This is a genomic window from Halalkalibacter lacteus, assembly GCF_036663595.1.
Lineage (GTDB): Bacteria > Bacillota > Bacilli > Bacillales > Bacillaceae_D > Halalkalibacter > Halalkalibacter lacteus.
Genome location: NZ_JAWRVL010000022.1, coordinates 24,693 through 43,344, shown reverse-complemented (window position 1 = coordinate 43,344; position 18,652 = coordinate 24,693). Strand labels below are relative to the sequence as shown.

Genomic DNA, 18,652 nt, shown 5'->3' with positions numbered 1-18,652 from the left:
TCTCTTTACCTTTCACCGATCCTTCTCTTCTGGCAAACATAAATCAACCTAGGAGAAACATTTCTCTCATACCTACTACCGTCATAATCACCAAACGTGTGAAGAATAGTAAACCCTACTTCTTCTAACATTGCATCTAATTTCTGACGTTCATATAACTTCACTCGTTCCTCATACTCTCTTAATGCGCCGTTATCTTCCACCTTGATCTTCTTTACGACCGTATTGTTGATAATCATCCGATATTGAAGAATAGAAAGGTCATCAATGACATCCTTTGAAAAAGGCACAAGATGATTTTCTAAGAAAGATGGATTCAAATAATCAAAGACAAAATATCCATTTGTTTTCAGAGCATGATAAGCATTCGCTAACACTTTTTTATTCTGTTCATCCTCTTTAAAATATCCGAAGCTTGTAAAAAGATTAACGACTACATCAAAGTCATCTTTATAATATAGTTCTCTCATATCTGAGCGCACATAATGAATGTCTTTGGCGTACTCTTTCTTTTGGGCTTCATTTAATAATGTAGGTGACAAATCAACCCCCGTTACATGAAAACCTTGCTTAGCAAACCACCTACTATGCCTCCCATTTCCACAACATAGATCTAGTAATGACTGACCTTTCATCGTTGGCACAAACTTCATTAATTGAGTTAACTCCTTGTGAGCTAAGTCATCATTACGATGTTTATAGATTCTTAAATAGTCTTCATTAAAATGTTCTTTATACCAATTCTCCATTCGCCCCTCCGATAATCGTAATCATTACGATTTTAAAAATGTATTTGTCCTAGTTTTATAGTTTAATCTACATTAGTAGTAAGCTACTGGACGTAGCCTACTCTTAACTCACAATACATGTGGTAAATTTGACGGCTATCTTTTTATTATGTTTTTCAGTCAAAATACGATTAAGTAAGGTTGTCTTCCCAGCTCCAAGATAACCTGTCAATATCGTTACCGGAATCCTAGATTGCTTCGTAAAAAACATTTCATTACTACTCTCTCAATATTGTTTAGACACTTTCTTTACCTTTTCCAGGTCTTTAGAGATTCCTTTTGAAATTCCCTCTTCACGTGTAAACCCATCACCCGTGTATGTGTGACTTACTTTCCCTGTTAGATCTCGATTTAACACAAGTGAATTAACAAAGGTGCTCGCATCCTCTGACACCAATCCTTTATACCAATTCCCAGAAGGGTACACGACTGCAACACAACGATCATCACACCGCCCATTGCAACGAGTTCTTGTTGTATGTATAAGATCATCTAAGTTTCTTTTGGAAATCTCATGACGAAACGCTTGTGTGACATCTTCAGCTCCCCACTTGTTACAACTACTCCCGTTACAAAACAGCACATGATGCTTTGTTTGACTAAGATCCCAAGTTGCCACTATACCACTCCTTTATAATCGTAATAATTACGATTTACAAATCATTCTTATCCTTTTCTCTTTAAGATATTCATCCACCGACCACAAATCGTAATCATTATGATTATAGGCTCAAAAAATAAAAGCTGTCAATCACAGCTTTTATTTTGTTATTAATGTATCAGCAATCTTTACTAAATATCTTGTTATTCTTTATATTGTCGGTCCATATAAGCTAGTTACTTGCTTTTCTTCCAGAACCTATAAAATATTTAACTTGTGAAGCGAAAACGAAAAATCGCATATATAATATAACAATTTTGACAACCCAAATCACAGTCTTAACACTTTGGATAAAGTCATGGATTTTAATTCTCCATGACTTTTTGAACTGATGCACCCTTATATACAGTATTTCAGTATCCTTAGCTAAATACCTTTTGAAGTCGAGGCAAATAGACCCAAAGTGAAAGCGACCTTGAAAGACTAAATAATGTAAAAGCTAACCACAGCCCATGGTTACCCCAAATCGGAATAAATAGCCATACACATACTAAGAAAACGAACATCGATATAATCAATGAGTCTCTAATCGGAGCCGCTTCCGTTGCTCCTGAAAAAATCCCATTTAATTGGATCCCCCAAAAAATAGCTATAGGAAAGAGTAACATCCAAATTAAATAGAGATTTGTTTGTTGTTGAACGGAGTCAATACTCGTAAAGAGAGGAATAACTGCCTCTTTTCCTATAAATAAAACAGCTGCTAGACTGGCAGAAGCAACAAACCCCCAAAAAGCGGAAAGCTTAATAGTACGTTTATATAGTCTTTTATTCTTTTCACCTACCGCTCTTCCAACTAGAATACTTGTAGCATTTGATATTCCATCAAAAAAATATGCAATGATAAACTGAATTTGTAACAATATGGCATTTACCGCTAGTGTAATCTCCCCCATTTTTGCTCCCTGTGCCGTAAATACGGTAAACACGGTTAATAGGCAAGCGGTACGAATGAATAAATCCCTATTCATTTTTAACATTTTAATAAAAGGTGCTTTCGTAAAGATCCCTTCGCTCTTGCGAAGATCACGTAATTTGTAAATAAGTAAGAAAATTCCCACACCAATTAAGGCACCGCAAATTTCAGAAATTAAACTAGCTGCTGCGACCCCAGCCACTCCATAACTAAAAACAAGGACAAATAACACATCTAAAACAATATTTAAGACATTCATAAAAACTTGCAAAACTAATGCTAGTTTCACTCTTGATGTTCCAATTAACCATCCTAAAATGACATAATTGAGAAGGGCAAATGGCGCTCCCCAAATCCGAATATCAAAATAAAGTTCAGCCAATCTAGCCACTTGAGCAGAGGGATTAATGAGAGAAATAGCTGCTGTTTTTATTGGTACTTGAAAAAGAATAAATAAGATACCAACCACTACAGCAATCATTAACGGACGGAGAAATGTGATTTGGATTTCATTTTCGTTTTTTGTTCCATGAGCTTGGGCTGAAAAACCTGTTGTGCTCACTCTCAAAAAACCTAGCAGCCAATAGAGTGTATTAAAGATTAATGCACCAACAGCTACCCCTCCAATATAGGACGGATTATTCAGATGTCCAACAACTGCCGTATCCACGGCCCCTAACAGTGGGGTTGTAAGCGTTGAGACGATTAATGGTACAGCAAGCATTAAAAAATCTTTATGACTAACAGTTTCTTGCTGTTGCAGTTGCGGTTTTGTTTCAGGTATCATGCTTCCACCTTCATTTTTCTATAATTGTAAAGTTCATTCAAGAGATGCCGCTTGAACTAAGGCTTTTGTATATGGATGACGACTGGGATCATAAAGTTGGTCAAGGCTGAACTGATCAACAATTGAACCATGTTTTAACACAATCACGCTATCGCATAGGTACGCTACAGCTCGGATATCATGCGAGATAAATAGAATTGTCATCTTTGTTGTTTTCTGAATATCTTTTAACAATTGTAAAATTTGAACTTGAACCGTCACATCTAAGCTTGCTGTAGGCTCATCACAGATAAGCAATAATGGCTCAATGCTTATCGCCCTAGCAATACTGACTCGCTGTTTTTGTCCACCGCTTAATTCTCCTGGATAGCGGTCTACCAATTCTTTTCTTAAACCCACCATTTCTAAAAGCCTTCCTGCCATTTCTTTTTGTGATAAGCCCTTTTTTAAAAAGGAAGGACTGAACTCCTTAAAATTAGTTAACGGTTCTAGCAGGTTTTTCCAGATTGGCAGCTTCGGATTCAGTGTACTGGTCGGGTCTTGGAAGATCATTTGAACATCTTTTCGATATTGTCGAAAAAGGCTTTGTTTTTTCGGCGGGATTGGTTCCCCATTTAAAGTGATTTGACCGTCCTTGTAGACTTCTAGTCCTAAAAGGAGTCTAGCTAATGTGCTTTCCCACTGCCACTTTCCCCGACAATACCAAGGCTTTCCCCTTCATTCACATGAAAGGAAATATGATCTAATGCTTGAATACTTTTGTTGTATGTTTTGGACAAGTCATTTACTTCCAATAGACTCATATAAAATTCACTCTTTCTTTTTGAGCTAATAGATCTGCCCCAGGGGGGAGTGAAAGCAAGCAAGAACATAGTTTTTTCGTGTACGGATGCTGATGATAACAACGAATTTGTTCTGGACCCCTTCTTCTACAATTTCCCCCTCATGCATTACGTACATGCGGTCCGTCCGTTTATAGGCCTCGGCCAAATCATGTGTGATCATTAAGATCGCACAGCCTGTTTCCTTACGAATTTTGTCGATGTAATGTAAAACTTTCTCGCCATTCATGACATCCAAGGCGGTAGTTACCTCATCTCATAGTAGCAAAGACGGCTTTAGAGCTAAAGCCATGGCAATCGCCGCTCGCTGAACCTGTCCACCGCTTAATTGAAACGGATAACTCTGATACACGCGTTTTGCTTCTAGCCCCATTTCCTCAAGAACTTGTAAAGCAATGTTTTTGGCTTCTTTTTTGGGGATGAGATGGTGAGTACGAATGGTTTCTACGACCTGCTTTCCGATTTTTATAAAAGGAGTAAAACTTCCACGATAATCTTGAAAAATGATCCCTATGTCTTTCCCGAACAGTTTTCGATGTTCTTTTACAGGCATGGTTACGATATTTTTATTTTGAAATAAAATTTGTCCTTGGACCGTTATCCCAGCTGGGAGAAGGCCTAATATCGCTTTCGCTGTGATGCTTTTCCCACTGCCGCTTTCTCCAATTAGTCCGACAATCTCACCTTTTGCTACCTCTATGTTTACTCTTTTTAAAATCTGGTTCTGTCCAGCTTATCCTACTGTCAGTAAGACCATTCAAAACAGAATGGCGAGACTTCTTGCCATTACAGGTTTAAATCCAGAATTAACTCCACACTCTTTGAGGCACACACCTCCCTTCTTGCAGAAGCTGGTGTAGCTGGAACAAATCATGGACCGGCTTGGCGATACGGGTGACCAAATTACCAAAAATGTCTATCTCCATGTCACCCAAGAAATGAAAAAAGAAGCCTCTCAAAAGTTCACTGAACTCATGAGAATCCTCCATTAAAAACCTCAATATTAGCAAAATGTTAGCATTTTACTCTCATCTCACCAACAAACCCAGTCATATCAAGGGGTTGAGCAGCTATCAAATCATGCCGCCCCTAAGGTGAGAGTGTGTAATATCTTACACGTTGTTTGCAAAAAGTGCGGTATATCAAAGTGTGTTAAATTCTGGTTGTGACATCTTTAACTGTAATTTATCGTTTCACTAGCTTGCGTTAGAAAAATGTTAGCATCGCAGATAAAATGATGTAGGGATGTTTATCTTAATCTGACAACTCCACTGTATACTTTACTAAGCGTTTTTATTTATTGTACTTAAATATAGGTTTAATGAATCTTCTACTTCGCCCGCGACTAACTTAATAAAGTCATCATATTCTTTTTGTGTATGTGCTTTATCTAATGCTTCATAATAAGCTATTCGATTTTCCACTTTAATAACAATTGGTGGAAAACCATCTTTCATGAGTTCTAAATTTAACAACAAGCGTGATGTCCGGCCGTTTCCATCAATAAATGGGTGAATTCCAACAAAAATAGCATGTAACATAGCTCCACGAGCAACCGGATGCAATTTTTTCGTTTCTAATTGTTCATACCATGTCATCAACTGCTCCATCTCTTCTCTTATGAGGAAGGGAGCTGGGGGGATATGTTTAGCACCAGAAATAAAAACTTGCTGGTCCCGATATACACCTGCATATTCATCAATTCCTTTTAGTACAAGTCGATGTAGATTCTTAATTTGCCACTCTGACAAAGGTTCACCCTTTTGTACAATCTCCTCTACAAAGTGAATCGCATCCCGATGATTTAAAACCTCCAAGTGTTCACGTAGCGTTTTGCCACCAACAGTAATTCCTTCTAGAACTACCTTCGTTTCTTTGATAGTTAACGTGTTTCCTTCAATTGCATTTGTATTGTATGTCCATTCGAGTAATAACTTTTCACGTAAGCTTTTTACTGTATATTTAGGTAACGGTCGATTGGCATCTAGACGTTCTTTCTTTTGATTAATATGTTCGAACATTTGCTTCACCTCTCTCACTGAAACATATACTTAAATTGAGAATACCGTCGTTGCTCTGAAATATACCTTCTAAACCAATTTTAATCAAATATTTGTTAAAAGGTATAGATATTTCTGATTTTCACCAATCTATTTCCTTAGTTTGATAAATTTCTGAAATCTTTAAAAAAACTGCTTTTATTGCAAATGTTCACTTACTTTATAGATCGGTACCAAGAACAAACAGTAGAATACTATCTTGAATTACTTATATCATTTTGTTATTTCAAACTACTAGAATAATTGAATTTGTTGGCTTTTCTCTTTGTCACCATATAGACTATAACCAAAATTTTCATATCCCTTTAATCGCTTTTCAAACATTTTCTGTAAAACATCAACGTTCGAATCTACATAATCAAACACTTTTACTTGATTTTTATCACTATGCTTACGATGAAGTCGTCCTACATACTGTTGTAATGTTCCTTTCCAAGAGATTGGCATTGTTAGAAAGAGTGTATCTAGTCTAGAATCATCATACCAATGAAACTGATATACAAGCTATATATTCTTTGTTATCTATTAATAAAGAACGAAACGTCGTTTTCATTAATGTTTCTCTTTTAACAAGGGTTTGTTTAAACGGTCCAATATTGGCTTGCTGTTTATTATTCGTTTTATATCTTATTGGCCCACATTGCATAAATATTATTGGGTGCAACCCATCTTTCCTAACTGGGGTTGCTGTTAAACCATACACTTTTTTTGCTCGGACGGCTCTTAATACCTTTTCAAAGCTGACGGCAGAAATGTGATGACATTCATCCACGATAATTTGCCCGTAATGATGTAACTCAGGTTTTATTAAACCATTATGATTAAGCGATTGAATCGTAGATATATCTATGTTGTAGGTTGGTTTATTTTTCCCACCACCAATTTCTTTTGCTGGGATATTTAAAAAAGTTGATAATCTCTCTTTCCATTGTTCAACTAGTTGTGTTCGATGCACAATTATGAGTGTATAAGTTTCATTTCTACTAATTAATGCTGCAGCTGTCACTGTTTTTCCAAAACCAGTATCTGCTGCTAATACTCAAGTGTCATAATTTACCATAGAAGTAACATCATCCTCTTGTTGGATAGTAAGTTGACCATACAATTAGTATCTTACTAGGTAATAAAATTTTAGGAATTTGAATACCCTGATTTAATTCAATAGTAACTTCATTTGGCAAGTTAATATTCTCAACTTTCTCTTTTACCTTAACAGGGCTTTCTTCCTCGGAGAAGTTTTGTTACTATTTGTAAAATGTTTTTTTTCAGATATCTTTTTTATCGATGATAGATATTTCCATTGATTCTCAAATTCCTGAAATGAATCATTTACAAACACACTATTCCCTTTCACTTTTGCTTGTTTCTGTAATGGTAGAGCTATTAAATTACCAAAACCACCTTTAGGTAATAAATCTTGGTTAGGAAACATTCTATCAAAGGAATCCATTCCAGCTTGATTGAGCTGTTCTTGAATATCCATAAGGCTACTCCAATCATTAAAATTTTTAATTCTAGTTTAGCCAAGAAAGCACTTAGTTAACAGTATAAATCTTATAAAAATAAACATTACGAGAGAGATGTCTTAACGTCTAAATTGATGAAAAACTTTTGCATATTTACTCGCAGGAGTTAAGATAGATTATTAGAAAACTTTATCAAAAGGCAGACTCTTATTTAGAGTTACACAGCTAGTAATATTGAGATATTTATCACCAGTGACCAAAGAGATGACAAAAGAGACTTCCCAAAAGTTTTATCAACCTTTGAGAAGCCTCTAAAATAAGCACTATAATTTGGAAAATGTTAGCGTTTTGTTAGCAAATCACTTCAAATCCCTTATATACCAAGGGGATTGAGCAGCTATTACATCATGCCGCCCATGCCACCCATGCCGCCCATGCCGCCCATATCAGGCATGCCGCCACCTTCGTTTTCCTCAGGCTTATCAGCAACAACCGCTTCAGTAGTAAGGAACATAGCAGATACACTTGCTGCGTGTTGAAGTGCAGAACGTGTAACTTTCGTTGGATCAACGATACCAGCTTCAACCATGTTTACCCACTCGCCAGTTGCAGCGTTGAAACCTTGGCCAACCTTTTCGCCTTTAAGACGCTCAACGATTACAGATCCTTCAAGACCAGCGTTGTGTGCAATTTGACGAACTGGCTCTTCAAGAGCACGAAGAACGATGTTCACACCAGTTGCTTCGTCGCCATCAGCTTGAACAGCTTGAACAGCTTTGATTACATTGACAAGTGCAGTACCACCACCTGCTACGATACCTTCTTCAACAGCAGCACGAGTAGAGTTTAATGCATCTTCAATGCGTAGTTTACGCTCTTTTAATTCAGTTTCAGTTGCAGCACCAACTTTAAGAACTGCTACACCACCTGCAAGCTTAGCAAGACGCTCTTGTAGCTTTTCCTTGTCAAACTCAGATGTTGTTTCTTCAAGTTGAGCTTTGATTTGGTTAACGCGAGCAGCAATTTGATCTGCTTGGCCAGCACCTTCAACAACTGTTGTGTTTTCTTTTGTAACAACTACTTTACCAGCGCGACCAAGTTGATCGATTGTTGCAGACTTAAGGTCAAGACCTAAGTCTTCTGTGATCACTTCTCCACCTGTAAGTGTTGCAATGTCTTCAAGCATTGCTTTACGACGGTCACCAAATCCTGGAGCTTTAACCGCTACAGCGTTGAATGTACCACGTAATTTGTTCACGACAAGTGTTGCAAGTGCTTCACCTTCAACATCTTCAGCGATGATAAGGATTGGCTTACCTTGTTGAACAACTTGCTCAAGAACAGGAAGAACTTCTTGAATGTTAGAGATCTTCTTGTCAGTGATAAGAACGTAAGGATTGTCAAGAACTGCTTCCATCTTATCAGAGTCTGTTACCATGTATGGAGATGAATATCCACGGTCGAATTGCATACCTTCTACAACTTCAAGCTCAGTAGAAAATCCTTTTGATTCTTCAATTGTAATAACTCCATCGTTACCAACACGATCCATTGCTTCAGCAATGATTTGACCAACTTCGTCATCAGCAGAAGAAATAGCAGCCACTTGAGCAATGGAAGCTTTTCCTTCGATTGGCTTAGAAATCTTCTTAAGCTCTGCAACAGCAGCAGACGTTGCTTTTTCAATTCCTTTACGGATAACCATCGGATTTGCACCAGATGTAACATTTTTAAGACCTTCACGAATCATAGCTTGCGCTAGAACTGTCGCAGTTGTTGTACCGTCCCCTGCGATATCGTTCGTTTTGCTAGCTACTTCAGCAACAAGCTTTGCACCCATGTTTTCGAATGCATCTTCAAGCTCGATTTCTTTGGCGATTGTAACACCATCATTTGTAATTAACGGAGAACCAAATTTCTTTTCAAGAACGACATTACGTCCTTTTGGTCCAAGTGTTACTTTCACAGCGTTCGCAAGTGCATCTACACCACGAAGCATTGAGCGACGTGCATCTTCACTAAACTTAATATCCTTTGCCATGAGTTATACCTCCTACGATTTTTATTATTATGTAGAGACTAAGCTCTTTTGTTAATTAGCCAATAACTGCAAGAATATCACTTTCACGTAGAATTAAATATTCTTTACCTTCGTATTTCACTTCAGTACCTGCATATTTTGAAAAGATGATAGCGTCTCCTGCACTTACTTCAAGAGCAACTTTCTCACCGTTGTCAGTCACACGACCTGTTCCAACAGCTACCACTTTACCTTCTTGAGGCTTTTCCTTTGCAGAATCTGGTAACACAATCCCACTCGCAGTTTTTTCCTCTAATTCAACTAATTCAATTACAACACGATCACCTAATGGCTTTAACAAGGAAAACACCCTCCTTCAAGACCTTTGATTTTTTATTATTAGCACTCGACCAACCTGAGTGCTAACACAATTATTATAATAAGCATTACTGGGTATATTTGCAAGCATTTTGCAAAAAAAATTTATTGTTTTTTATCCGGTTTCATTATATGTAAATCTCGTGCCTCATCCATAACCATAACAAGCCATGATTATTAGAAAAACGTAATGTACACATAAACAAATGTTTAGTTACATAACGTAATATGAATGAGCTTATATTCAAACCTTCCTATCTTATCCGAATAATAAATCCTTATTCACATTACTTTCGATAGTAGGACAAGGCTTTCCTTCAGCTTTTCTAAATTACTTATGGTAAAATATGAAGATGCATTTTCAGGCTCAATCTGAAACTTTTGACAAAGGGGTATAACACATTGAATAAACGATATTGGTGGATTTTAATTACATATGCATTAATGCAATTTTCTGCTGTTCCAGGAGTATTCATCCTCAGAGAACTTGGGACTCCATTGGAACGAATCCCTGGACTGTGGAGCATGTTCAGCTTCAGTATAGGCTTACTTATTATCATTTTGTTCCTTCTTCCCGATATTCGAAATAGGCACTCCACCCGTAACCGCTCTTCTAAAGGAGAAGCGATTCGCTGGGCGATCATTGGTGTATTTCTTGTTTTTGCAGCTCAATATACGGCAGCTTTAATCGAAATGTTTGTTCTTGGAATTGAACCAGGCTCAGAAAACACAGAGACCATTGTTGAATTTGCTAAAGCATTCCCGGCGTTTATTCTTGTTATTTCTGTGATTGGACCAATCCTCGAAGAAATCGTGTTTCGCTTAGTTATTTTTGGAGCACTCTATAAACGATTTAACTTCTGGATTTCAGGTATTTTAAGTTCTTTAATTTTTGCAGCTGTTCATATGGATTTTACACACTTACTTGTTTATACAGCAATGGGGTTAGTCTTTGCCTTTCTATATGTGAAAACGAAACGAATCCTTGTACCAATTATCGCTCATGTTGCGATTAACCTTTTTGTTTCAGTCGTAAACGTCTTATTAGCGGATCAACTAGAAGATTGGATGGAACAGCTTGAGCAACTAGAACAAACATCATTCATTATTGGAGGGTTACTATGAGAGCATCTCCCATTACAATGGCGCTCCTCTACTTTTCTATAGGCGTTTTGCTCACCTTTTTTGCGATTCAAAATGTTAGCACGTCTGGTTGGAACTTCTGGAGTTATTTAATTGTTTCATTTGCTGCAGTGGATTTTATGATTGCTTATCGCTTTTATCGATTACGTAAAGTGATTAAAAAGCTCCAAAAGCAAAACAAAAAGAAAAAAGACAAATAGAGCATGGTGACTGTTTCACGATAAAAAAGAGCGACTCAAAGGTAAGTATGCCTTGAGCCACTCTTTTTTAATGTTCGCTCTTATATCGTTTGTATTCTTGTCTTGATGCTCTCTCAAGAAGAAACGCTGCTGGAATCGTGAGGACGGTTAATATAGCAATCGCCAGAAATCCTTCATTGATAGCTTGGAGGCTCGCCTCTTCTAATGAATTTGCTGTTATGGCTAGCTGTCCTCGTCTTACTTCATAATAGATTGATACGAAAACAATTCCTAAAGCGGAACTCATCTGTCTAATCACGTTGTTCATTGCTGATCCACGTGATATTAAATGACTTGGAATAGCATTCATCCCTGTTGTCGTTGAGGGCATACTACTAAGTCCCATTCCAATTCCTCTAATTGCCATCCACGCGAAAATGAAGGCTAGCGATGTGTCAATGTTCAAAAAGCCTAGAGGAATTGTCCCCACTGTCAGAACAATAAGCCCCGTTGAAATTACACCAGTAGCTCCTTTCCGATCAAGAATTCGTCCTCCTATACTCATGAAAACCCCTGTTAGTAAAGCCGATGGCAAGAAGATTAAGCCTGTCATAATAGGCCCAAGACCATATACTTGTTGAATTAACAGTGGAATTAAAAACAGTCCGGCAAACAATCCAACTGACGTCATACTCGCAATGACCATACTAAATGTATAGGGAGACACTCGAAACAAGGCTAAGTCTAATAATGGTTGTTCTTCTTTTCGCTCAATTTGTACAAATGTATACAGTAGGATAAGACCTACAAAAATGAGGGTGAGATTCATTGGCTCCGTTAAATGAGCAAGCTCTGACATTCTTCCTAGCGCATATAATATCGAACCAACGCCAAATGTAATCGTTATAAATCCATAACGGTCAAAGGTGACATTATGATCAGCGGATGTTCTTGGCAAATAACGAAAAGCAAACCATAGACCAATAAGGCCAAATGGAACATTCACGAGAAATAAGTATGTCCAATTCAACGTTTCGAGTAAGAAGCCCCCGAACGTTGGACCAATGGTGGGTGCCATCATCGCCGAGATTCCCCAAACACCTGTTGCCAGACCACGTTCTTTTCGGGGAAATGCTTCAAAAATTAAAGCCATTGATAGTGGCATCATAATTCCTCCACCAATGCCTTGCAACCCTCTAAACGCGATCAACGAACTCAAGTCCCAAGAAAAAGATCCTAGTAGTGAACCTAGAGTAAAAATAGATAAACCAAGTAAATAAAGCTTCTTTTTCCCAAACCGATCTCCTAAATACCCAGTAACTGGAACCGTCATTCCCATCGTTACCATAAAAATCGTAATGACCCATCCAGTGGCAACAGCATCACTTCCAAAAACGACCATAAGTTGAGGAATTGCCGGGTTTAACATACTATTATTTAAGATCATCGTAAAAGACCCTAATAAAACTGCTACGACAACCATCCATTTCTCTGATATATTCATCTTTTCATTCACACCATTTCGCCTTTCGAAATAATTACTTACCTATTTTATCATGAAAGTTGGCGTAGCAACAGTAACTCCGATAATTGCATCGTTTAAGCATGCCGATCCATTAACCTGCTTTTTGAACACACTCTTATATGAAAAAGATTAAGGAGTTTGACAATCGTGTACAACAAAAAAGAGCCAAACCCAATGCCCCTTTTGAGTCTACCCCTTTTTCTTTGCTATTTAAATGGCTTCTCGTAAATCTCGATTTGCTCCCATCCCTTTTTCATTGTTTCTGTTTTTAAATACTAAATTTTTTACATATGGTAATACCCATCTGTCTCCACCGTATCGTCCAGCATTTGCTCCTGCTGCTAAAATGAACATTGAGATCATTCCCATCCACGGGTTAGAAGAAACAGTTTTAGCAAACATAAATGACATATTCATCACGACTCCAAAGAATGCGGCGGCTGAAGTAAAGACTCCTACGATTAAACCTAATCCAACGAGTACTTCTCCCCATGCTACTATTACACTAAATACATCTGCATTTGGAATAGCTACATTTTCTAAGAATGCTACATAATTCGGATACTTTAACACTTCCCCATTCATTACAGGATTGGCTACAGACCCTTGTAAATATCCTCCTGCATTAAAAGTCTCCCATCACTTTTCCCCAACCTGAAGTTAACCAAGACCACCCTAGATATATGCGTAGGAACAACGATACTCCCGCGACGTATTTGTTTTCTCTGAAAAATTGACCCCTCATTGTAAGTCCTCCTTTTGTATCATTTGTTCAATATTTCACATAGTTTATCTAAAAAAGAGTGAATGCCTATACAAGACACTCACTCCTCCATATTCTGTTCGCGTTCTTTCTCCAACCTTTGTACTTTGCGATATGTGAGGTATGACACCCAGATACTAAATTCATAGAGCAATAATAACGGAAGGGTCACCATTAAATGAGATAAAATCTCTGGTGGTGTAATCAAGCCCGCTATGACAAGCAAAAGAAAATAAGCAAATTTCCGAACTTGCGTTAGTAAACTTGGTGTTAACATTCCTAACCGTGTAAAGAACATTACGACAACAGGCAATTGAAACAAAAGTCCAAATGGGATTGTTACTTGAAAGAGAAATGAGAAATATTCATTAATACCGTACTGTTCAGTAATCCCTAACCGTTCAGATAAGTTGCTCATAAACTGAACAATAAATGGAAAAAGAACGAAGTAAGAAAAAGAAAGACCAACTAAAAGTAAAATAAACGCAAACGGAATATAGGCCAGTGTTGCTTTTTGCTCCTTTTTATGCAAACCCGGACTTACAAACGCCCAAAGCTGAAACAAAATTACTGGAAAGGTAATGATAAGCGCACTTGCAAAAGCAAATGTCATAAAAATCCGAATCGGATCTGTCATTTTAAATGCATTCATCGGCAAATTCTGAGCCGTTGGTGTACTTTGTAAGTATGTGATAAGTGGTGCAGCTAAAAAGAAGCCGGCAATTAGCGCCACGACGAAGAAGACTAAAGTTATAATAATTCTTCGTCTAAGCTCCACAATGTGGTCCATTACCGACATGTCTCTTTGTTCCATTTATAGACCCTTCCTACTTAGGCTTTATCGTTTTCTTTTTTCTTGTTATCATCTTCGTCTGCTAAGCCTTTTGTTGCATTTTTAAATTCACGTAATGTATTTCCAGCCGCTTTTCCTAACTCTGGCAACTTTTTCGGACCAAATATTAGTAAAGCAACGATTGCAATTAACGCAATGCTGCCTGCTCCTAATCCACCCATAGGTAGCACCTCCTTGTCCTAATTTTGATTATAGAGTGTATTCAAATAGATGGCAATGGCTTCTCTCATTGCTTCGAACCTGTATAAACAGGGAAAGGCACTCTATTTATACAGATTTCTTATACAGGATAATGCTTTAAAAAATAAACCAATGCCTGTAATTCAACAGATAAATCGATATGGTGGACCCGTACCGTTTCTGGTACATCTAACCTAGCTGGTGTGAAGTTTAGTATTCCTTGTATGCCTGCATCAATTAATTGATCCGCGATCTTTTGTGCAGGGGCTTGAGGTACAGTTAAAATTGCAACAGTAGCTTCCGGATCGATAACATCTTGCAAGTCTTTTAAATGATGCACAGTGACTCCACCAACTTCATCACCAATCTTGCTTTCATCTACATCGAAGGCCATGACAATTTGCGTACTATTATTTTTTGAGAAATTGTAGTGTAAGAAAGCCGTACCTAAATTTCCGACACCTACAAGAATAACTTTAGTCAATTCATCTTGATCTAATGTTTTACGAAAAAAAGAAAGTAAATAATTCACATTGTAACCATACCCTTTTTTTCCGAGCGCACCAAAATAAGAAAAATCACGCCTAATGGTTGCTGAGTCAACTTTTACTGCCTCACTCAATTCCGTTGAAGATACCCGTTGCTTCCCCGAGGCAGAAAGATTTTCCAAGAATCGATAGTATAGTGGTAAACGCTTTGCTGTAGCCTGTGGAATCTTGGTTTGATCAATTTTCATCCATTGCCTCCTTTACTGCTTTCCTGTAAGACGTATGGTTATTGTACACTATTTCACACAGTTTGTAATCGGTTTAATCCGTTGTTCATGAAGTTGTTGAAAGATAGATTCTACGATACACTAGAGGTAACCAAAAAAGGGCGCTCTTTACCTTTTTTTGGTTACCTCTAAGCAATGAGCGGAGCCGCTGCTAGGTTTTAAGCCTTTAGGAGTGGTCTTCTCCTCAAATCGTGCAGCGTGTGGAGCCATTGCTACATTCATAAATAAAAAGGGCCTCTTTACCTTTTTTGGTTACCTCTATTAGAGATTTAATTATAGTAAATAAGGAATGAAAATCCATGATTGTCTTACAATGTATAAACATCTCAAAATCATTTGGCATTGATCCAATTTTAACAAATATTAAGCTAGATATCCAAACAGGTGAACGTGTTGCACTTGTTGGACGAAATGGTGCTGGAAAATCAACATTGCTTAAAATTATTGCAGGCCATCTTTCTTATGATAGTGGACAAGTAATGATGCCAAAAGGAACAGAACTTGGTTACCTTGCTCAAAACACCGGACTTGAATCCGAATTATCTATTTGGGAAGAAATGCTAACGGTATTTGCGCCACTACGAAAAATGGAAAAACAAATACGAAATATGGAACTGCAAATGTCTGATCCCGATTTACTAGCAGACCAAGCACGTTATGAAAAACTTTTGAAAGAGTACGATCAACTTCAACTTACCTTTAAAGACAAAGGCGGTTATCAGTACGAAGCTGACATTCGCGGGATTCTCTCAGGTATGAACTTCGCAGACTTTGATTACGAAACAAAAATTTCTACTTTAAGTGGCGGTCAGAAAACAAGACTCGCTTTAGCAAAGTTATTATTAACCAAGCCAGATTTGCTTATTCTTGATGAACCGACCAACCACCTTGATATCTCAACGTTAACATGGCTTGAGCAATATTTGATTGGCTATCGTGGTGCTATTCTTATCGTTTCTCACGACCGCTATTTTCTAGATAAAATCGTCACTGAAGTTGTTGAAATTTCAAGAACAAAGTCCACTAAATTCACCGGGAACTACAGTGCTTATCTTGAGGAAAAAGCAAAGCGTTATGAGCTTGAGTTAAAACAATATGAAAAACAACAAGATGAGGTAGCTAAGCTGGAGGATTTTGTCCAACGAAATATTGCGAGAGCCTCAACGACAAAACGAGCGCAAAGTAGACGGAAACAACTCGAGCGAATGACTTTACTCGATCGTCCAGCTGGATCTGAGAAATCAGCCTCCTTCTCCTTTACAATTGAGCGTCAAAGCGGAAATGAAGTTTTGCGCACGACAGACCTTCATGTTGCTTATGGTGAGGAAACAATTTTTCAAAGTTTAGATTTAGCCATCGATCGGGGCGAAAGTGTTGCGTTAATCGGCCCAAATGGAGCAGGCAAGTCGACTCTATTAAAAGCTTTGATGAATGACATTCCTGTCAAAAATGGCACGGTTCGAATTGGGAGCAACGTGACTATTGGGTATTACGATCAAGAACAAGCTAATTTAAAATCTAATAAATTGGTTCTTCATGAACTTTGGGATGATCATTCACTGCTTCCTGAAAAAGAAATCAGAACTGTCCTTGGAAACTTTCTTTTCAGTGGCGATGACGTCTTAAAACCTGTTTCTACCCTAAGTGGCGGAGAAAAAGCACGACTTGCTCTTGCAAAGTTAATGATGAAAAAGGCCAACCTTTTAATTCTCGATGAGCCGACCAACCATTTGGATCTAGATGCGAAAGAAATTCTTGAGAATGCGTTAATCGATTATCCCGGGACATTATTATTTGTCTCACACGATCGTTATTTCTTAAACAGAATTGCCACAAGAATGGCCGAACTTGTTGACGGACAGATCACGAATTATCTTGGTGACTACGATTATTATGTTGAGAAGAAAGATGAGATGGAACAACGAGAATTGTTGAGCCAACAAGAAAAGGGGCAGACAAACGCTTCCTCTTCTGAAGCAAACCAAGCGGATAAACGCTCTTATGAACAAGATAAAGAAGCAAAAAAAGCAGAACGACAACGTCTAAGGAGAATTGAAGAAATCGAAGGTCAAATCGACACACTTGAATCTTCTTTAGTGGAAAAAGAAGAAGACCTTTGTAACCCATCTATCTATTCAGATCACGAAAAGGCGCAAACGCTTCAAGCAGAAATTGACAATGCAAAAACAACGATTGAAACTCTCATGGAAGAATGGGAAAATCTGCAAGAATAGCTATTTTGGGGTCAGACCCCTCTGCACGTCTTCACCGCGTTAAACTGCTGTGGAAATAGCGAGGGGACTGACTTTTTCTGTTTAATAGAACTGTTTTTGAGTGAAAAACAAAAGTGCTAGTGGTAGGCGGGTCAACCCCCACCTACGTCTCTTACATGTATCTCACAGCCATCAGAAGTGATTAGAATGTTTTTATGTTTACTTGTTGCGTATACGTGGCTGCCACTTTTTTTGTAGCGTTCAACAATCTTTTTACTTTGTAGGATATTGGCACTTATGATCGTGTATTGCGGGTTTACAGCGTTAATAAATTGCTTTGATGATGAAGTAGCATCACCATGATGAGGAGCATCTAGCAAATCAACGTTAAGCAGTTCTTTTTTTGCTTCTACTAATGCTTTTTCTTGTTTCTTGTATAGGTCTCCTGTAAATAAAAACGTATTATCTTGATAGGTTACTTTTAAAACAAGCGATAAGTTATTGATATCAGCAGTAGATAAGTCTTCAGCTTTTTCTGCCTTGTTTAAAGCTTCCTTAGAAGGACTAATCACTTCCACCTTAACACCCTCACCCAAAACAAACTGATCTCCTTCCTTCACATATTTATAGTTAATTTTTTTTTGCATAAGCATGTTCTTAAAATCTAAATAGATTTTGGTCGAATGTTGAATATCTGGCATCAACAGTACTCCTATTTCTCGTGAATCTAAAATAGTTAAAAAGCCACCAATATGATCATGATGTGGATGCGTTGAAATTACATAATCGATCTGATCAATTTGTAATTGTTTTAAATACTCGTCCAATTGTGATCCTGTTTTTTCCATCCCAGCATCAATGAGCATCGTTTTTCCGTCCGGGCTCTCTATTAGGATCGCATCTCCTGATTTTTGATCTGCCTCTAAGTAGAAATACCTTATTTCTAACTCCTTTTTTTGCGCAAATCCCTCATTTGGCAAAATAGAAGAAACAACAAGTAGCAATAGGAAAACAAACCATATTTTCTGATTGTTCATAATATCATTCCTCTTTCTAACAAGTCTATTAAAAAACGTGTTAGTAAAGTTTTCTCAAATACATTCATA

Annotated in this window: 21 protein-coding genes and 2 pseudogenes; 4 read left to right on the top strand and 19 right to left on the bottom strand. The window is 37.6% G+C overall.

Translation table 11 applies throughout. The features are described from left to right. Positions 1-5: 5 nt before the first annotated feature. The 7 genes and pseudogenes from SAZ04_RS15555 to SAZ04_RS15525 all read right to left on the bottom strand — a co-directional run bounded on the left by SAZ04_RS15555 (position 6) and on the right by SAZ04_RS15525 (position 4,658). A complete protein-coding gene (locus SAZ04_RS15555; RefSeq protein ID WP_332696835.1) occupies positions 6-749 on the bottom strand; it encodes a class I SAM-dependent methyltransferase in 744 nt (247 codons plus the stop codon). Positions 750-879: 130 nt separating this feature from the next. Further along, positions 880-999, bottom strand: a pseudogene (locus SAZ04_RS15550) (GTP-binding protein); the annotation flags it as partial. A gap of 15 nt (positions 1,000-1,014) precedes the next feature. Continuing rightward, on the bottom strand, positions 1,015-1,407 hold the full coding sequence (locus tag SAZ04_RS15545; protein WP_332696832.1) for a (2Fe-2S) ferredoxin domain-containing protein: 393 nt from the start codon (positions 1,405-1,407) through the stop codon (positions 1,015-1,017). 404 nt (positions 1,408-1,811) lie between these two features. Further along, positions 1,812-3,149 carry an MATE family efflux transporter gene (locus SAZ04_RS15540; RefSeq protein ID WP_332696830.1) on the bottom strand — a complete coding sequence of 446 codons (1,338 nt, stop codon included), beginning with the start codon at positions 3,147-3,149 and terminating at the stop codon, positions 1,812-1,814. Between the two features lie 33 nt (positions 3,150-3,182). Then, on the bottom strand, positions 3,183-3,773 hold the full coding sequence (locus tag SAZ04_RS15535; protein WP_332696921.1) for an ABC transporter ATP-binding protein: 591 nt from the start codon (positions 3,771-3,773) through the stop codon (positions 3,183-3,185). A gap of 41 nt (positions 3,774-3,814) precedes the next feature. Further along, the gene (locus SAZ04_RS15530; RefSeq protein ID WP_332696828.1) at positions 3,815-3,952 is read right to left on the bottom strand and encodes an ATP-binding cassette domain-containing protein; all 138 of its coding nucleotides are present in this window, start codon (positions 3,950-3,952) and stop codon (positions 3,815-3,817) included. A 295-nt stretch (positions 3,953-4,247) separates the two neighbouring features. Then, positions 4,248-4,658 carry an ATP-binding cassette domain-containing protein gene (locus SAZ04_RS15525; protein WP_332696918.1) on the bottom strand — a complete coding sequence of 137 codons (411 nt, stop codon included), beginning with the start codon at positions 4,656-4,658 and terminating at the stop codon, positions 4,248-4,250. 67 nt (positions 4,659-4,725) lie between these two features. On the opposite strand from SAZ04_RS15525, the pseudogene SAZ04_RS23720 reads away from it, so the two are divergent. Next, positions 4,726-4,983 (top strand): annotated as a pseudogene (locus tag SAZ04_RS23720) (tyrosine-type recombinase/integrase); the annotation flags it as partial. 291 nt (positions 4,984-5,274) lie between these two features. Here the strand turns inward: SAZ04_RS23720 and SAZ04_RS15520 are convergent. The 6 genes from SAZ04_RS15520 to groES form a co-directional block, all read right to left on the bottom strand. After that, entirely contained in the window at positions 5,275-6,012 is a 738-nt protein-coding gene (locus tag SAZ04_RS15520; protein ID WP_332696826.1) for a Fic family protein, read from the bottom strand. A gap of 273 nt (positions 6,013-6,285) precedes the next feature. After that, on the bottom strand, positions 6,286-6,498 hold the full coding sequence (locus SAZ04_RS15515) for a helicase (RefSeq protein ID WP_332696823.1): 213 nt from the start codon (positions 6,496-6,498) through the stop codon (positions 6,286-6,288). Positions 6,499-6,529: 31 nt separating this feature from the next. Further along, entirely contained in the window at positions 6,530-7,057 is a 528-nt protein-coding gene (locus tag SAZ04_RS15510) for a DEAD/DEAH box helicase (protein ID WP_332696820.1), read from the bottom strand. 198 nt (positions 7,058-7,255) lie between these two features. Further along, entirely contained in the window at positions 7,256-7,534 is a 279-nt protein-coding gene (locus SAZ04_RS15505; RefSeq protein WP_332696818.1) for a TOTE conflict system archaeo-eukaryotic primase domain-containing protein, read from the bottom strand. A gap of 383 nt (positions 7,535-7,917) precedes the next feature. Then, positions 7,918-9,558 carry a chaperonin GroEL gene (gene groL / locus SAZ04_RS15500; RefSeq protein WP_332696816.1) on the bottom strand — a complete coding sequence of 547 codons (1,641 nt, stop codon included), beginning with the start codon at positions 9,556-9,558 and terminating at the stop codon, positions 7,918-7,920. Between the two features lie 55 nt (positions 9,559-9,613). Then, on the bottom strand, positions 9,614-9,898 hold the full coding sequence (groES, locus tag SAZ04_RS15495) for a co-chaperone GroES (protein ID WP_332696813.1): 285 nt from the start codon (positions 9,896-9,898) through the stop codon (positions 9,614-9,616). A gap of 419 nt (positions 9,899-10,317) precedes the next feature. On the opposite strand from groES, the gene SAZ04_RS15490 reads away from it, so the two are divergent. Together SAZ04_RS15490 and SAZ04_RS15485 are read left to right on the top strand one after the other, a co-directional pair. After that, a complete protein-coding gene (locus SAZ04_RS15490) occupies positions 10,318-11,040 on the top strand; it encodes a CPBP family intramembrane glutamic endopeptidase (protein WP_332696811.1) in 723 nt (240 codons plus the stop codon). After that, positions 11,037-11,258, top strand: a complete 222-nt coding sequence (locus tag SAZ04_RS15485) for a YdiK family protein (RefSeq protein WP_332696808.1) — start codon at positions 11,037-11,039, stop codon at positions 11,256-11,258. Before SAZ04_RS15490 ends, SAZ04_RS15485 begins: the two co-directional genes overlap by 4 nt. 67 nt (positions 11,259-11,325) lie before the next feature. Here SAZ04_RS15485 and SAZ04_RS15480 read toward each other — a convergent pair whose 3' ends face one another. The 5 genes from SAZ04_RS15480 to SAZ04_RS15460 form a co-directional block, all read right to left on the bottom strand. Then, entirely contained in the window at positions 11,326-12,720 is a 1,395-nt protein-coding gene (locus SAZ04_RS15480) for an MDR family MFS transporter (protein ID WP_332696915.1), read from the bottom strand. Between the two features lie 252 nt (positions 12,721-12,972). Further along, positions 12,973-13,335 carry a DoxX family protein gene (locus SAZ04_RS15475; protein WP_332696805.1) on the bottom strand — a complete coding sequence of 121 codons (363 nt, stop codon included), beginning with the start codon at positions 13,333-13,335 and terminating at the stop codon, positions 12,973-12,975. A 251-nt stretch (positions 13,336-13,586) separates the two neighbouring features. Further along, entirely contained in the window at positions 13,587-14,339 is a 753-nt protein-coding gene (tatC, locus tag SAZ04_RS15470) for a twin-arginine translocase subunit TatC (RefSeq protein ID WP_332696802.1), read from the bottom strand. Between the two features lie 17 nt (positions 14,340-14,356). Continuing rightward, the gene (locus SAZ04_RS15465; RefSeq protein ID WP_315616321.1) at positions 14,357-14,539 is read right to left on the bottom strand and encodes a twin-arginine translocase TatA/TatE family subunit; all 183 of its coding nucleotides are present in this window, start codon (positions 14,537-14,539) and stop codon (positions 14,357-14,359) included. A 119-nt stretch (positions 14,540-14,658) separates the two neighbouring features. Next, the gene (locus tag SAZ04_RS15460; RefSeq protein ID WP_332696794.1) at positions 14,659-15,294 is read right to left on the bottom strand and encodes a redox-sensing transcriptional repressor Rex; all 636 of its coding nucleotides are present in this window, start codon (positions 15,292-15,294) and stop codon (positions 14,659-14,661) included. Between the two features lie 338 nt (positions 15,295-15,632). Between SAZ04_RS15460 and SAZ04_RS15455 the strand changes: the two genes are divergently transcribed. Then, positions 15,633-17,567 (top strand): ABC transporter ATP-binding protein, encoded by a 1,935-nt coding sequence (locus tag SAZ04_RS15455; protein WP_332696791.1) that lies wholly within the window; start codon positions 15,633-15,635, stop codon positions 17,565-17,567. A 131-nt stretch (positions 17,568-17,698) separates the two neighbouring features. Here SAZ04_RS15455 and SAZ04_RS15450 read toward each other — a convergent pair whose 3' ends face one another. After that, a complete protein-coding gene (locus SAZ04_RS15450; protein ID WP_332696789.1) occupies positions 17,699-18,583 on the bottom strand; it encodes a ComEC/Rec2 family competence protein in 885 nt (294 codons plus the stop codon). Positions 18,584-18,652: the final 69 nt, after the last annotated feature.

Bases quoted from the DNA above. Each gene is read 5' to 3' on its own strand.
- SAZ04_RS15555 (WP_332696835.1), bottom strand. From the start codon at position 749: ATGGAGAATTGGTATAAAGAACATTTTAATGAAGACTATTTAAGAATC.
- SAZ04_RS15540 (WP_332696830.1), bottom strand. From the start codon at position 3,149: ATGATACCTGAAACAAAACCGCAACTGCAACAGCAAGAAACTGTTAGT.
- SAZ04_RS15530 (WP_332696828.1), bottom strand. From the start codon at position 3,952: ATGAGTCTATTGGAAGTAAATGACTTGTCCAAAACATACAACAAAAGT.
- SAZ04_RS15520 (WP_332696826.1), bottom strand. From the start codon at position 6,012: ATGTTCGAACATATTAATCAAAAGAAAGAACGTCTAGATGCCAATCGA.
- SAZ04_RS15515 (WP_332696823.1), bottom strand. From the start codon at position 6,498: ATGCCAATCTCTTGGAAAGGAACATTACAACAGTATGTAGGACGACTT.
- SAZ04_RS15505 (WP_332696818.1), bottom strand. From the start codon at position 7,534: ATGGATATTCAAGAACAGCTCAATCAAGCTGGAATGGATTCCTTTGAT.
- groL (WP_332696816.1), bottom strand. From the start codon at position 9,558: ATGGCAAAGGATATTAAGTTTAGTGAAGATGCACGTCGCTCAATGCTT.
- SAZ04_RS15485 (WP_332696808.1), top strand. From the start codon at position 11,037: ATGAGAGCATCTCCCATTACAATGGCGCTCCTCTACTTTTCTATAGGC.
- SAZ04_RS15480 (WP_332696915.1), bottom strand. From the start codon at position 12,720: ATGGTTGTCGTAGCAGTTTTATTAGGGTCTTTTACGATGATCTTAAAT.
- tatC (WP_332696802.1), bottom strand. From the start codon at position 14,339: ATGGAACAAAGAGACATGTCGGTAATGGACCACATTGTGGAGCTTAGA.
- SAZ04_RS15465 (WP_315616321.1), bottom strand. From the start codon at position 14,539: ATGGGTGGATTAGGAGCAGGCAGCATTGCGTTAATTGCAATCGTTGCT.
- SAZ04_RS15460 (WP_332696794.1), bottom strand. From the start codon at position 15,294: ATGAAAATTGATCAAACCAAGATTCCACAGGCTACAGCAAAGCGTTTA.
- SAZ04_RS15455 (WP_332696791.1), top strand. From the start codon at position 15,633: ATGATTGTCTTACAATGTATAAACATCTCAAAATCATTTGGCATTGAT.
- SAZ04_RS15450 (WP_332696789.1), bottom strand. From the start codon at position 18,583: ATGAACAATCAGAAAATATGGTTTGTTTTCCTATTGCTACTTGTTGTT.